Here is a 13,392-nt window from a genome sequence, read left to right on the forward strand (position 1 = left end):
TTGTTTACACCCTTTATTGTTTTAGCGATTGGAAAATCGGCAGGAGCTCTCCCACAAGCTCCTTGATCGTAATGGTGGACATTAAGTGATCTTCGGCGTGCATGAGCAATAAGGAGAAAGGCGTTTTCTCCCCGCCTGCCTCTTGCTGCACGAGTTGAAAATGGATACCATGTGCATGACGTAAATCTTCTTCCGCTTCTTTCATGAGACCAAATGCCTCATCTTCTTGACCTTCTCGAAATTGTTTAAGAGATTGAAGCAATTTGCTGCGTGCATTTCCACTGTGTAAGATCAATTGAAAACTGACTTGTTCCTCCGTGAGCCCTTCGAGTGTTTTCTTTTCCATTCTTTACGATTCCTCCATCAATGTAACGGCTTGTTCATACGCTTTTTGTCCATCGGCAAGCCCGTACGCCTGCATATCTATGACCTCTACTGCAATCCCGTATTTTGTTGCTTCTTTTTGAAGATCCCCTTTTAAAAAGCTCATTTGCGGTCCAATTAACACAACATCCGCATTCGCCATTTCTTTTCTCGCTTGATCTTGCCCAACTGCCCAAATTTCTGCCTCGTCCCCTATTGAGTCGGCATGAGCCTTCATCTTTGTAACTAGTAAACTCGTAGACATTCCTGAACTGCATGCTAATAAAATACGTTTCATTTCTCTCACCCCATTGTTGTAATAAAAGCGCTTCCATTTAATATTATATATTTTTATTTTTAAATGTCTAGACATTTCATTTTATTTGTCTGTATTTTATATAAAAAAAGAGCGTCATGTGTGTACGCTCTTTGACTTTCTCCCTATCCTTTTCCTGCCTGGAAGCCAGGATACTTTGTCATGCCGCCGTCCACATAGAGCGTCAGGCCTGTGACATAGCTTGCCTCTTTTGACGCCAGCCAGACAGCACATGCTGCCACTTCTTCCGGCTTTCCAATATAACCAATGGGGATCAATTCAATCACGCCTTTTTTCAATGCGGGATCATCGAATTTTTCCGCATTGATCGGGGTATCGATGGCGCCTGGTGCAATGCTGTTTACACGGATTTTTTTAGGGGCGTATTCTAGTGCCAGCGTTTCTGTCAGCAGCTTGGCGCCCCCTTTACTTGCTGCATAATGAACGAAATGAGGCCAAGGGATTTGCTGGTGAACCGACGACATATTGATGATCGATCCTTCTATCCCGTGATCTGTCATATACTTCAGTGCATCACGGCAGCCGAGAAACATACCTGTTAAATTGGTCGACATGACTTTGTTCCAATTATCCAGCGTCATTTCTGTGGAAGGCACTTCGTTTTCAATACCTGCGTTATTGATCATGACATCAAGGCTGCCGTACGTATGAATGGCTTTATCAATCATTGCCCGCATATCCTCTTCCTTTGATACATCTCCCTTGATTTTCACAGCCTGGCCGCCATTTTTTTGAATATCCGCAATGGTGTCATCCGGATTTTCTTGATCTGAGAAATAATTGATCACCACATTGGCTTTTTCTTGTCCAAATCGGCGTGCCATCGCTTGCCCTATTCCTGTACCGGCTCCTGTAATCAGGACTGTTTTTCCTTCTAAATCTGGATACATTCGTTTACCCTCCTATTTTGTAAAGCCTAGCAGCACGCCGCCTGCAATGATCATCAAGCAGCCTGCAATGACAAAGCTTGTTCTGGATGCTTTCTCTTTTAATAAGTAAATGCCGCCTAATGTTGAGATGACAATCCCTGTCTGTGACATCGAAAAACTTACGGCTACGCCAATGAGCGGAATGGCCAAAAGAAGTCCAAGATTTCCTGTCGACCAAACCAAACCGGCAATGATATTTTTAAACGTATATTTACTAAACGGGTTCTGCTTTAGACTAATCGCCAAGGATGAAAGCAGCATACCGACCGATTGCGGAACGAGGGCAGACCACCCATCAATATGAAACCATCTTAAAATGACGACATATCCGACATAGCCAACCGTTGAGATGAGCAGAATAATGATCCCTTTTTTGAAATTGCCTCCACCATTCCCGCCGCCATTCTTCTTTTGACCGAGCGATGTCATCACAACACCTGCAATAATCAGTAAAATGGCGCATGAACCAATGAGTATGACTGTCATCGTTTGCCATTCCTTGAAGACCATGACACCAAATAAAGTAGTGCTCACAAGCTGCATGCCCGTTGACAAAGGAACCGCCTTCGAGACTCCGAGAAATGCAACACTTGAAAGCTGATTCATTTGTCCAATGCTCCAAAAGATGCCTGAAATCACGGAAACCGCAAAAATAAGTGGTGTCAGCTCTGGCATTTTGATGAAGAAGGCTGCAATTGAAAATAAAAATGCGCCAAGCGTAATGCCGAGCGTTTGCTGGTATGCATTCCCGCCAAGTTTGACACTGATCAGAACAATACTTCCCCAAAATATTGCTGGGAGAAGTGCATATAAGATGCCCACTTCTATCCCTACTTTCTTTTCTTTTTTACATAGCATCCCTCTTTTTCGCATTTTTAGCCGAAAAGATGCAAACACAAAAAAACCTTACCAATCCAATGGTAAGGTTTTTCTGACGTTCTATTTTATTTCATCCATTCCGTATGGAAGACGCCTTCTTTATCTGTGCGCTCATACGTATGTGCACCGAAATAGTCACGCTGCGCTTGAATTAAGTTCGCTGGCAGGACAGCTGTGCGATAGCTATCAAAGTAAGCAAGTGCACTTGAGAATGAAGGAACAGGAACTCCTTGCTCCACTGCAAGTGAAATGACTTTACGAAGTGATGATTGATAGCTTTGAGCAATATCCTTAAAGTAAGGATCTAGCAATAGGTTTTTCAGTTCAGGGTTACGGTCATATGCTTCTTTAATTTGTTGTAAGAAGGCTGCACGAATGATACATCCACCGCGGAAGATCATCGCAATTTCACCGTATTTTAAATCCCAGTTATACTCATCAGATGCTGCTTTCATTTGCGCAAAACCTTGTGCATAAGAGCAGATTTTACTCATGAATAGGGCTTTTCTAACCGCTTCGATCAGCTCTTGTTTATTCTCTGCTGATTGCGCTGGCTTAGGACCTTCGATTAATTGGCTTGCTTCTACACGCTCATCTTTCATTGCTGAAATGTAGCGCGCAAAAACAGACTCAGTAATGATTGGAAGCGGGACACCTAGATCAAGAGAACTTTGGCTCGTCCATTTTCCAGTTCCTTTTTGTCCAGCTTTATCTAAGATGACATCCACAAGCGGCTGGTTTGTTTCTTCATCCACTTTTGTGAAAATATCCGCTGTAATTTCGATTAAATAGCTGTCAAGCTCGCCTTTATTCCACTCTGAGAATACTTCATGAAGCTCCTCTGCTGACAAGCCAGCCACATGCTTCAAGATAAAGTATGATTCAGAGATCAATTGCATGTCTCCGTACTCGATGCCGTTATGGACCATTTTGACATAATGTCCTGCTCCATCTGGGCCAATATACGTTGTACATGGCTCGCCATCTACTTTCGCAGAGATCGCTTCTAAAATTGGTTTCACTAGCTCATGCGCTTCTTTTTGACCGCCTGGCATGATAGATGGACCTTTTAGTGCACCTTCTTCACCGCCAGAAACACCTGTACCAATGAAGTGGATACCACTTTCCGCAAGCTCTTGATTACGTCTTTGCGTATCCTTGTAATATGTATTTCCACCATCAATTAAGATGTCACCTTTCTCTAGGTGAGGAAGTAATGATTGAATGGTTGCATCCGTTGCTGCACCAGCTTTTACCATTAAAAGAATTTTACGCGGTGTTTCAAGCGACTGAACAAATTCTTCAATGCTGTATGTGCCTACAACGTTTTTTCCTTTTGATTCTTCGAGAAACTCTTCCGTTTTGCTGCTAGATCTGTTATAAACGGACACGGAGAAACCGCGGCTTTCAATATTAAGGGCAAGGTTTTTCCCCATAACGGCTAGTCCAACCACACCGATTTGTTGTTTTGACATAATTCTGACGTCCCTTCTAACACACTATATTGATTACTGCTGAAATGATGTACCCTTTGAAATTACCACAACACCACCTCTTTTATCAAGTTTTCAGGCTAGTCATTTCCTTTTTCGTCCTGAAAAAAGTCTTTATTAAAACTTGTTCCGCTTGTTTTGCTCTCTTTTTCCTTGATAGTCATTCCTCTTTGAATGAGTGATTTGCCATATTTTTCTTTCAGCCCTTCTAAAACGGTTTGGAGAGGCTCTTCTTTTGCATCTTCTGTATAGGAAAATAAATCAAGCTGTTTAACAGCTGCTTTTCGTTCTACAAGGTCTGTCCCCGTCACACCTAAGAGCCTCACGGGCTGGTCATTCCAATGTTTAAGGAATAACTGCTTTGCTGCCTCAAATAAGTCTTCCTTTCGATCCGTTGGATTCGTGAGTGTGACACTTCGCGTGATATTTTTCCAGCTTGCGTACCGTATCATGATGAGAAGCCGATTTGCCATCACTTCTTTTCTCCTTAATCTTGCACTCACAGATTGTGACAGCTTATCAATTAACGTGACAAGTTCATCTGGATCGTCAGAATCATGAGGAAGGGTTGACGAATTACCGACGGATTTAAATTCGTATATCCTTTCTGGGTCCACGATACTGTCATGTTCACCATTCGCCTTTTGCTTTAATCTCGGTCCATTGATGCCCAGTAATTCCTTTAGCGTATACTCATTTGCTTTCGCTAAATCTTCAATGGTATGAATGCCAATCGTTTTCAATTTATCTGCCGTTTTCTGTCCAACTCCGTGCATGTCACCCGCTGGCAGCGGCCAGAGCATTTGGGGCACATCTCGTTTACGTAAAATGGTGATGCCCATTGGTTTTTTCCAATTAGACGCCATTTTCGCTAAAAATTTATTCGGTGCAATGCCAATACTTGAAGGAAGCATGAGCTCCTCTACAAGCCTCGTTTGAATATCATGAGCCGTTTTCACCGCGTGCTCGGCATAAGGCGTATGCGTTAAATCAATATAGCCCTCGTCAATGGATACGGGTTCGACTAAATCGCTGTATTCTCTTAGTATCGTAAACATCTCTTGTGAGGAGCTGCGGTACCGGTCAAAGTTAGGTGTACGGACAATCAGCCCCGGACAAAGCCGCTTCGCTTCCCATAACGGCATCGGGGGCTTTACACCTAGTGCTCTTGCCTCGTAGCTGCACGTCACAACAATCCCTTTACGCTCTTTCGCATTTCCGCTAATGGCTAAAGGTTTCCCTCTCAAAGAAGGATCATACGCCATTTCGACAGATGCATAAAAACTATTCATATCAATATGAAAAATAATTCGACCCTTCCTTTGAGAATCACCCATTTGCCTGCCTCCTACATTTATTGACTCTTGTTACTTCATGTTTGTTCCAATAGACATTTCATATAGTGTATAGTACACTGTGAGTAATGAAATGGATGTGATAATCATGATTATTGATACATTCAATGAAGTCTTTTTCCTTGTTGAATTCTTTACGATTATTCTTCCAGCGCTGACGGCTATCGGCATTGCGTTTTTATTAAAAGACTGCCGTATGAACGAACACCTCGGTGGACATCGTTTGGAAGAGTTGGACGCATCTTTATTGAACCGAACAGACTTTCTGTTTATCATATATGATCGCATTACAACTTGGATTAGTAAAGTCATTCGAATGAAACGATCATCAAATGATGATGAAGACCATTCGCTTCCTCTCTCTAATTAATTTTTTAAAAAATGAGGAGGAAACGAATTGAAACGTTTATTGACGATTTGTACGACTTTATGTTTAATGATGATTGCCTCACCTGCTTTTGCAGCGAGTGGGCAAACGAATGCGAGCTCTGATGGGTTTTTCCATCATTATTTTGTCCAGCCTTTTTCGGAGCTGATCATTTGGCTTGCGAACTTCTTCCATGATGATTATGGTTTATCGATTATGTTCGTGACCTTGATCGTCCGCCTGCTGATTTTCCCTCTTTTTGCGAACCAATTTAAGAAACAAAGAGTCATGCAGGAGAAAATGGCACTGGTGAAGCCTCAAATTGACCAAATTCAAAGCAAATTGAAGAAAACGAAAGAACCTGAAAAACAAAAAGAACTACAAATGGACATGATGAAAGTATACAAAGAGAACAATGTGAACCCGCTGGCAATGGGCTGTCTGCCTATGCTGATTCAAATTCCAATTGTTCTTGGCTTTTACTCAGCGATCCGCTCAACACCTGAGATCGCAACACATTCGTTCCTATGGTTTAACTTAGGACAAACCGATCTATTGGTCGCGATCTTTGCAGGCGCCATGTATTTCTTGCAATTTTATGTTACGCAAAGATTTGCGAAGCAATCAGGCACCCAGACAGAAGCTGCGCTGAAGCAAGCCAAAGTCATGGGCATGATTTTCCCAATCATGATGCTGTTTATTTCAATCAATGCACCCGCTGCCCTTCCTTTATACTGGATGACAAGCGGATTACTACTCACAATCCAAACAATTATTTTGAATGTCATGTACCAAAAATCAAAATCGAAAGCTGAGGCAAACGACCAAGCTAGCCCAGCTGCTGAATAAAAATAATCCCCTTATCATCAGATAGGGGGATTTTCTTTATGCCAACTCTTCTTTTAACCGCTCTGGCAGTTGATCGAGGTCATCAATTCTCCCAAGGAACTTATTAGGGTCCACTTGTAAAATCATTTTGTTCTCTCTCTCCACAACGCCGAAGAAATATTCGGAGGCTTTCGTGTTCATATGAAATGGCTTGATCTCGCTTAGCTCGATATCGATAATATCTTTTGCATCTGAGACAAGACAGCCAATCATTTGATCGTTTAATTCAAATAGCAACACCTTGGACTGTTCGTTCACATCAAGAGGCTTTCCGTGAAGCATCACGCCTGTGTCACTGACAGGGATGACTTCTCCTCTTAATGACATCAGTCCTTTAATTTCTTTTGGAAGGTTCGATACTTCTTGTAAATAAGGGACCTTCTCAATCGAACGAATATGCTCTACACTGATGCCAAAATCCTCTTGCCCCACTTGGAAAATAATGATCTTTTGCGTGCTCACAGAGTCTCCTGCCTTTACGATAGATTTGTCGTTTCTTCGATAATGGCGAGAACCATTTCAGCTGTTTTGACTAATTCTTCAATCGGCATTTTCTCATTTTTCGTATGAATATCTTCATATCCAACAGCTAGGTTGACAGTTGGGACGCCGTTTCCTGCAATGACGTTTGCATCACTGCCTCCGCCGCTCGTCTGTAGTTCTGATTGACGGCCAATTTTCGCAGCCGCTTTTTTCGCCACTTCTACGACTTGATCGCCGTGAGAGAATTTGAAGCCTGGATACATGATGTCAATTTGTACATCGGCACTTCCGCCCATTTCTTTAGCGGTTTTTTCAAAGGCTTCTTTCATCTTCGCTACTTGTGCTTCCATTTTTGCAGGTTCTAAAGAGCGTGCTTCAGCAAGGATATCGACTTGATCGCACACAATATTCGTTTGCGTTCCACCTTCAAAACGCCCGATATTCGCCGTTGTTTCTTCATCAATTCGGCCAAGCGGCATGCTGGCAATGGCTTTTGATGCAATGGTAATCGCAGACACGCCTTTTTCAGGTGCCACACCTGCGTGAGCTGTTTTTCCGTAAATGGTTGCGCGTACTTTCGCCTGTGTTGGCGCAGCTACGATAATTGTCCCGACCTTGCCATCTGAATCAAGGGCATAGCCGTATGCTGCTGTCATCAATTTTGGATCTAACGCTTTTGCTCCAACAAGTCCTGATTCCTCACCTGCTGTGATGACAAATTCAATCGTTCCATGCGGTAATTTCTTCTCTTTCAGCACGCGGATGGCTTCAAACATAGCCGCAAGCCCTGTTTTATCGTCAGCACCAAGAATGGTTGTTCCATCTGTCTTCACATAGCCGTCTTCAATGACTGGTTTTACGCCATTGCCGGGAACAACTGTGTCCATATGAGAAGTGAAATAGATAGTATCAGCCTCTTGATTGCCTTCCAGTGTACAGATGAGGTTGCCTGCACCGTGGCCAGTTTTCGCTTTTGAGTCATCTTCCACCACTTTAAGACCAAGCTGCGAGAATTTTTCTTTTAAGACTTCCACAATTTTCTCTTCGTGTTTTGTTTCCGAATCGATCTGAACCAGTTCTAAAAATTCGTCTAGTAAACGTTTTTCATTGATCATGATGATGCTCCTCCTCTTATAGCGGCATGTTGCCATGCTTTTTTAACGGTCTATCTTCTTCCTTACTGCGAAGCAAATCAAACGAGCGAATCAATCGCTCTCTCGTTTCATCCGGCATGAAAATATCGTCTATCAGCCCTGCCTGAGCCGCTTTTAATACACTTGGTTCCGTCTCAACCTCGCGCGAAGCAGGATGAACGATTTCGTCTGCGAACGTTTTCCCCATGACATCAATTTCTGCCGCTGGCCATGCATAAACAAAGTCAGCGCCTAAGCCCTTGCTATTCATCGCGACATATGCACCGCCAAACGCCTTTCTTAAAATCACCGTGATTTTTGGAACGGTCGCTTCAGCGTACGCATATAAAAGCTTTGCGCCGTGACGGATAATTCCCGCATGCTCGGCTTTCTCCCCTGGTAAAAAACCAGGGACGTCGACAAGCGTTAAGATCGGAATATGAAACGCATCGCAAAATCGAATAAACCTGGCCGCTTTATCGGCAGCGTCAAGGTCAAGGCTTCCTGCCAACACCTTTGGCTGATTGGCAACTACGCCAATTGGAGCCCCTTTTAATCTGGCAAACCCTGTGACGATATTTTTTGAGAAACAAGGCTGGGTCTCAAAGAATGAGCCTGGATCGATGATCGCTGTCACCACTTGTTTGACATCATAGGTGCGTGATGGATCCTTTGGCAAGATTTTGCCTGGATCAACGGCGTCATGCTTTTGCACTTCAGTGTGCATGTCAGGCTGTTTAGTCGTTGGTATGTACGTTAAAAGTGTTCGAACCGCCTTTAACACGTCCTGCTCATCTTTCCCAGTATAGTGCACATTCCCGCTTGTCTGATGCTGAACACTTGCACCGCCAAGACGGTCAGGACAGACCGTTTCTCCTGTTGCCTTTTCTATTACTTTCGGACCTGTTAAAAACATATGAGCTGTTTGTTCTGTCATGAAGACAAAATCAGTCAAAGCAGGAGAATAGACTGCACCTCCAGCACATGAGCCTAAAATAACGGATATTTGCGGGATTTGACCAGAGTACAGCACATTCCGTTTAAAAATCTGTCCGTATCCTTCTAATGATACCACACCCTCTTGAATTCTCGCACCACCTGAGTCTTTTAGACCGATGACCGGCATCTGATTTTTAGCAGCGAGATCCATTAGAGAAGCAATTTTTTTGGCATGTATTTCGCCTAAAGAGCCCCCATGCACTGTTGCATCTTGTGCATAAACACATACTGGCTTTCCATGAATAAGTCCCGTTCCAATGACGACGCCATCACCGACATGCTCTGACATGCGGCCTGTTGCAAACCTCTGAATTTCCATGAAACTGCCCACGTCAAGAAGTTCATGCAGCCGCTGGCGAACCGATAGCTTTCCTTTGTTTCTGTGCGCGGCTGCTCGTTTTTCACCGCCGCCCATTAACGCTTTTTCCCGCCATTTAGACAAGTCATTGAACGATTCATTCATTGCCATGTTTTTCTCCTTTCAAGGGCTCGCACAATTCGAATAACACACCAGACGTTTCTTTAGGTGAAATAAATGCAATCTGCTTGCCGCTTGCGCCCTTCTGTGCTGATTTTTGGAGAAGCTGCACGCCAAGGTGATCAAGATGGTTAAGATCTGCATGAATGTCACCTGACTTTAACGCAATATGATGGAGCCCCTCTCCTCTTTTTGTTAAAAAGGTATGTAGTTTACTGCTGTCTGACATTGGTTCAATTAATTCAATGTGCACATGATCAAGTGAAGCGAAGGACGCTTTAATCTCCTGCTCAGGAACCTCTTGTATGTCTGAAAAATGCCAGTTAAACAGCTGATGAAGGAGTTGAGATGTTTGTTTAATAGAAAAGACCGCAATGGCAATATGATCGATTTGATTCATCCGTTCACTTCCTTTGTTGATCACTTGTCGCATTTGAAAAAACCAGCTAGAATAAAGAAAGGTGCGTTCGTCGCAAAAAATCTTCGGTTATAGGGGTGCGATATGTCTCAGAAATTTATGAAATTCATGGTATTGCTCATGATCAGCCTGCTGTTAATTTCTTCACTTTTAGCAGGAGCAGCAACCTTTTTATAAGGTTTCAATAAAAGCAGACAAGCAGGTGATTCGTTCAATCAACGAATGGCCTGTTTGTCTTTGGCAAGCTTTTCAAATGAATCGCTTGATGTTGTAATCCATACTTTTGTTCCAATCGGAAGCTGGTCAAATAGAAGCTCTACATCTTGATTATGAAGTCTCACACAGCCTGCCGTGATAAATTTCCCAATCGATGTTTCGTCACTCGTCCCATGAATTCCGTACGTTCTGCCATCTGTTCCTCGTGCATCAAATCCAATCCACCTTCGGCCAAGAGGGTTATTCTTCGCACCGCCTTCAATATTCTTTTTTCTGTAATAGGGATCTTTCGCTTTGATCATAATGGTAAATTCCCCTTCTGGTGTTAAATCGGCTGTTTTCCCTGTAGAAGCAGGATATATTTTTTGGATTTGTCCTTGATCAATATAGGCAAGTTCATTTGTTTGTTTATTAATAATGACATACGGGTCTCCTGGAAGCGGGTTTTGTCCGAGCGGCCAGATAGGTGAAAGGGACATGGTCAATACGGTATAAAATAAAAGACGCATAGGCTCCTCCTTTTTTCATTAGATTGACCAATGAAGGAGGAACTCATGCGTCTCTATTCTTTCATCCCTTTAAAATAGCTTTTCAATACTAAATATTGTTCCATTTCTCCGAGGAAATGAAAAAGTGCAGCTCTTGCCTCAAACTCTTCTCGTGTTTGCGGCAGCGGAAGCTTATCGAACTCTTCTTTCATATCAATGAGACGTCTTAAAAACTTATGCGCCGTGTTCCCTGGGTGAATATGTTCGCGTAAGTCTCTGACGTATTCGGCAATCATTTGCCCATGCTCTGTTGTGATGGAAATGGACGTGATTTTCGGAAGCACACGCTCAATGATTTCGAATTGCTTTTGCCTCATATTAAAATAATGATAATACAGGTTTTCATGTCTTAGGACATGGTTTTCAACATCACGATATGCGAGAGCTTTCGCTTCTTTGATCAATTGATGTGTCTCTGGTATTTCTTTTCCTGTCCAGTCTTGTTTCCCTGTCATTAAGTATTGCTCGATTTCCTCAAAGATTTTTGCAAAGTTGGCTTCAATCTGTTCGCTGTAGCGTTTGAGCTTTTTATCGACACTTGGCATATACAAGTTCATGATAAGTGCTACGCCAACACCAATTGTTATCAGCAGCAGCTCATTCCAAATGAGGTGAAGGGTAATCCCGCCGGACATGTATAAATGGAGAATGATGACTGAACTTGTGACAATCCCTTCTTTAATGCGGAGCAAAACGGTTGTCGGAATAAAGACAAGCAGCATCAGACCAATCACAAAAGGATGATACCCAATCAGATCGAAAAATAGATAAGAAAATAAAATGGCAAGACTGCAAGCTGCAAAGCGGGCGCCTGATGCGAGGAGCGACCGTTTCTTCGTCACCTGAATACACAGGATCGTAATAATCCCGGCAGCGGAATAATTTTGAAGGCCGAGCAGTTGTGCAATATAAATGGCGATCGCTGTTCCTAGTGCTGTTTTCAGCGTTCGGTAGCCGATTTTAAACATGATGTGATTCACTCTTTTCTGTCTTGTTTCCATTCACTATTGTGAAATGATGAACTTTTTTTACTTTCCCCATTATAATCAAAAAAAGAAGGAGATGTTAAGTCGCCTTCTCTTTTTTCTTTATAATATTTTTTGTAAGAAGTCTTGCGCGCGCTGTGACGACGGCGATTCAAAGAATTGCACAGGGTTTGCATCCTCTACAATTTTCCCATCATCCATAAAGATCACGCGGTCAGCCACTTCTTTTGCAAAGCCCATTTCATGTGTGACGATCACAAGTGTCATTCCAGATTGAGCCAGCTCTTTCATGACCTCTAGGACTTCCTTGACCATTTCTGGATCTAGTGCAGAAGTTGGTTCGTCAAACAGCATGATGTCTGGAGTCATCGCAAGCGCACGTGCAATTGCCACACGCTGCTTTTGACCGCCTGACAAACGGTTCGGAAAATCATCTTTTTTCTCTAAAAGCCCTACCTTTTTCAGCAAATCTTCAGCTTGTTTGATGCTGTCTTCCTTCGATTGATTCTTCACATTCATTGGCGCATATGTGATATTTTCCAGCACGGTTTTATGCGGGAACAGGTGGAAATGCTGAAACACCATTCCGATATTCTCACGCACTTTTAGTGCATTGGTTTTTGGGTTTGTGATTTCAGTATCCTGAATTGTAATGACACCAGAAGTCGGCTTTTCAAGCAAGTTGATGCAGCGAAGAAACGTCGATTTTCCTGAACCAGATGGTCCAATGACTGCCACAACTTCCCCTTCTTTAATGGTGGTGTCGATCCCTTTTAATACTTCATTTTTGCCAAAAGATTTTGTGAGTTTCTCTATGTTAATCATTTGATTTTAACTTCCTTTCCACCGATTTGCCGACAAAGGTGAGAACAAGCACGATGACATAATAGATGAGACCTGCAAAAATAAGCGGTTCAAGATAATTATACGTGACGGCACCTGCTTGGTAAGCTCGTCTCATGACATCTCCCAGTCCAATGACTGTCACAATAGCTGATTCTTTTGTCAGTGTAATCGTTTCGTTCACAAGTGCAGGTGAAATATTTTTAAATGCCTGCGGAAGCAATAAGTCCTTCATCATTTTAGCATAAGGGATGCCTAAAGCAACGGCTGCTTCTTTTTGACCTTTATCAATCGCATTAATACCAGCACGAATAATTTCAGATACGTATGCCGCAGAGTTTAGTGAAAATGCGGCTACAGCAGCCCAGTATTGATCGATTTGAAACCCGAGAAGCTGAGGCAGACCAAAATAAATAATGAGCAATTGAAGCACAAGCGGCGTGCCTCGGAAGATGGATGTATAAAAATCTGCAAGCCAAATGAGCGGCTTAAATACACTAATTTTGCAAAGCGTTAATAAAATTCCTAAGATAAATCCAAGAAAAAGTGATACCACAACAATAGAAAGTGTGACCTTAAGCCCTTCTAAAATAAAGGGCATCTGAGGTATTACATCTTTAAAATCCAACATGACAGTCTCCTTTTTTATGCCTTCATACGAAATCAAAAAATAAAAC

General features: G+C 42.6%; 17 protein-coding genes. 3 read left to right on the forward strand and 14 right to left on the reverse strand.

Annotated features, from left to right (window positions below):
- Positions 1-13: 13 nt before the first annotated feature.
- The 6 genes from C6348_RS06440 to C6348_RS06465 all read right to left on the reverse strand — a co-directional run bounded on the left by C6348_RS06440 (position 14) and on the right by C6348_RS06465 (position 5,338).
- Entirely contained in the window at positions 14-346 is a 333-nt protein-coding gene (locus C6348_RS06440) for a PTS sugar transporter subunit IIA (protein ID WP_060596797.1), read from the reverse strand.
- A gap of 3 nt (positions 347-349) precedes the next feature.
- Positions 350-661, reverse strand: coding sequence for a PTS sugar transporter subunit IIB (locus tag C6348_RS06445; protein ID WP_003215713.1), 312 nt, complete (start codon positions 659-661; stop codon positions 350-352).
- A 143-nt stretch (positions 662-804) separates the two neighbouring features.
- The gene (locus C6348_RS06450; protein WP_034661209.1) at positions 805-1,590 is read right to left on the reverse strand and encodes a glucose 1-dehydrogenase; all 786 of its coding nucleotides are present in this window, start codon (positions 1,588-1,590) and stop codon (positions 805-807) included.
- Between the two features lie 12 nt (positions 1,591-1,602).
- Positions 1,603-2,451: a GRP family sugar transporter gene (locus C6348_RS06455; RefSeq protein ID WP_034661991.1), complete on the reverse strand. Its 849-nt coding sequence runs from the start codon at positions 2,449-2,451 to the stop codon at positions 1,603-1,605.
- Between the two features lie 122 nt (positions 2,452-2,573).
- Positions 2,574-3,983 (reverse strand): NADP-dependent phosphogluconate dehydrogenase, encoded by a 1,410-nt coding sequence (gndA, locus tag C6348_RS06460; protein ID WP_034661210.1) that lies wholly within the window; start codon positions 3,981-3,983, stop codon positions 2,574-2,576.
- A 98-nt stretch (positions 3,984-4,081) separates the two neighbouring features.
- Entirely contained in the window at positions 4,082-5,338 is a 1,257-nt protein-coding gene (locus C6348_RS06465; protein ID WP_106042371.1) for a DNA polymerase IV, read from the reverse strand.
- Positions 5,339-5,444: 106 nt separating this feature from the next.
- On the opposite strand from C6348_RS06465, the gene C6348_RS06470 reads away from it, so the two are divergent.
- Together C6348_RS06470 and C6348_RS06475 are read left to right on the forward strand one after the other, a co-directional pair.
- Positions 5,445-5,726, forward strand: a complete 282-nt coding sequence (locus tag C6348_RS06470; RefSeq protein ID WP_003215677.1) for a hypothetical protein — start codon at positions 5,445-5,447, stop codon at positions 5,724-5,726.
- A gap of 27 nt (positions 5,727-5,753) precedes the next feature.
- Positions 5,754-6,572, forward strand: a complete 819-nt coding sequence (locus tag C6348_RS06475; protein ID WP_066030690.1) for a membrane protein insertase YidC — start codon at positions 5,754-5,756, stop codon at positions 6,570-6,572.
- Positions 6,573-6,608: 36 nt separating this feature from the next.
- On the opposite strand, the gene C6348_RS06480 is transcribed toward C6348_RS06475, so the two are convergent.
- Genes C6348_RS06480 through mce form a run of 4 tightly spaced genes read right to left on the reverse strand, consistent with a single transcriptional unit; the run spans position 6,609 to position 10,104 of the window.
- The gene (locus tag C6348_RS06480; protein WP_034661215.1) at positions 6,609-7,073 is read right to left on the reverse strand and encodes a chemotaxis protein CheW; all 465 of its coding nucleotides are present in this window, start codon (positions 7,071-7,073) and stop codon (positions 6,609-6,611) included.
- Between the two features lie 14 nt (positions 7,074-7,087).
- Positions 7,088-8,209 (reverse strand): M20/M25/M40 family metallo-hydrolase, encoded by a 1,122-nt coding sequence (locus C6348_RS06485; protein ID WP_106042372.1) that lies wholly within the window; start codon positions 8,207-8,209, stop codon positions 7,088-7,090.
- Positions 8,210-8,225: 16 nt separating this feature from the next.
- Positions 8,226-9,695: an acyl-CoA carboxylase subunit beta gene (locus tag C6348_RS06490; protein ID WP_066030688.1), complete on the reverse strand. Its 1,470-nt coding sequence runs from the start codon at positions 9,693-9,695 to the stop codon at positions 8,226-8,228.
- Complete coding sequence (mce, locus tag C6348_RS06495) at positions 9,682-10,104, reverse strand: methylmalonyl-CoA epimerase (protein WP_034661218.1); 423 nt, start codon at positions 10,102-10,104, stop codon at positions 9,682-9,684. Before mce ends, C6348_RS06490 begins: the two co-directional genes overlap by 14 nt.
- Before the next feature lie 102 nt (positions 10,105-10,206).
- Between mce and prli42 the strand changes: the two genes are divergently transcribed.
- Positions 10,207-10,299, forward strand: coding sequence for a stressosome-associated protein Prli42 (gene prli42, locus C6348_RS18810; RefSeq protein ID WP_149865350.1), 93 nt, complete (start codon positions 10,207-10,209; stop codon positions 10,297-10,299).
- Between the two features lie 38 nt (positions 10,300-10,337).
- On the opposite strand, the gene C6348_RS06500 is transcribed toward prli42, so the two are convergent.
- The 4 genes from C6348_RS06500 to artQ all read right to left on the reverse strand — a co-directional run bounded on the left by C6348_RS06500 (position 10,338) and on the right by artQ (position 13,346).
- Entirely contained in the window at positions 10,338-10,847 is a 510-nt protein-coding gene (locus tag C6348_RS06500; protein ID WP_034661220.1) for a L,D-transpeptidase, read from the reverse strand.
- 53 nt (positions 10,848-10,900) lie between these two features.
- Positions 10,901-11,854, reverse strand: coding sequence for an aromatic acid exporter family protein (locus tag C6348_RS06505; RefSeq protein WP_034661221.1), 954 nt, complete (start codon positions 11,852-11,854; stop codon positions 10,901-10,903).
- 120 nt (positions 11,855-11,974) lie between these two features.
- Positions 11,975-12,697, reverse strand: a complete 723-nt coding sequence (gene artM / locus C6348_RS06510; RefSeq protein WP_034661222.1) for an arginine ABC transporter ATP-binding protein ArtM — start codon at positions 12,695-12,697, stop codon at positions 11,975-11,977.
- Positions 12,690-13,346 carry an arginine ABC transporter permease ArtQ gene (gene artQ, locus C6348_RS06515; protein ID WP_003215691.1) on the reverse strand — a complete coding sequence of 219 codons (657 nt, stop codon included), beginning with the start codon at positions 13,344-13,346 and terminating at the stop codon, positions 12,690-12,692. The genes artM and artQ overlap by 8 nt, the downstream gene beginning before the upstream one ends.
- Positions 13,347-13,392 lie beyond the last annotated feature (46 nt).

The organism is Bacillus sp. YBWC18, assembly GCF_002998775.1.
Lineage (GTDB): Bacteria > Bacillota > Bacilli > Bacillales > Bacillaceae > Bacillus.

Coding starts and splice junctions, on each gene's coding strand:
- C6348_RS06445 (WP_003215713.1), bottom strand. CDS start 661: ATGAAACGTATTTTATTAGCATGCAGTTCAGGAATGTCTACGAGTTTA.
- artQ (WP_003215691.1), bottom strand. CDS start 13,346: ATGTTGGATTTTAAAGATGTAATACCTCAGATGCCCTTTATTTTAGAA.
- artM (WP_034661222.1), bottom strand. CDS start 12,697: ATGATTAACATAGAGAAACTCACAAAATCTTTTGGCAAAAATGAAGTA.
- C6348_RS06450 (WP_034661209.1), bottom strand. CDS start 1,590: ATGTATCCAGATTTAGAAGGAAAAACAGTCCTGATTACAGGAGCCGGT.
- C6348_RS06505 (WP_034661221.1), bottom strand. CDS start 11,854: ATGTTTAAAATCGGCTACCGAACGCTGAAAACAGCACTAGGAACAGCG.
- C6348_RS06470 (WP_003215677.1), top strand. CDS start 5,445: ATGATTATTGATACATTCAATGAAGTCTTTTTCCTTGTTGAATTCTTT.
- mce (WP_034661218.1), bottom strand. CDS start 10,104: ATGAATCAAATCGATCATATTGCCATTGCGGTCTTTTCTATTAAACAA.
- C6348_RS06485 (WP_106042372.1), bottom strand. CDS start 8,209: ATGATCAATGAAAAACGTTTACTAGACGAATTTTTAGAACTGGTTCAG.
- C6348_RS06465 (WP_106042371.1), bottom strand. CDS start 5,338: ATGGGTGATTCTCAAAGGAAGGGTCGAATTATTTTTCATATTGATATG.
- C6348_RS06490 (WP_066030688.1), bottom strand. CDS start 9,695: ATGGCAATGAATGAATCGTTCAATGACTTGTCTAAATGGCGGGAAAAA.
- gndA (WP_034661210.1), bottom strand. CDS start 3,983: ATGTCAAAACAACAAATCGGTGTGGTTGGACTAGCCGTTATGGGGAAA.
- prli42 (WP_149865350.1), top strand. CDS start 10,207: ATGTCTCAGAAATTTATGAAATTCATGGTATTGCTCATGATCAGCCTG.
- C6348_RS06440 (WP_060596797.1), bottom strand. CDS start 346: ATGGAAAAGAAAACACTCGAAGGGCTCACGGAGGAACAAGTCAGTTTT.
- C6348_RS06500 (WP_034661220.1), bottom strand. CDS start 10,847: ATGCGTCTTTTATTTTATACCGTATTGACCATGTCCCTTTCACCTATC.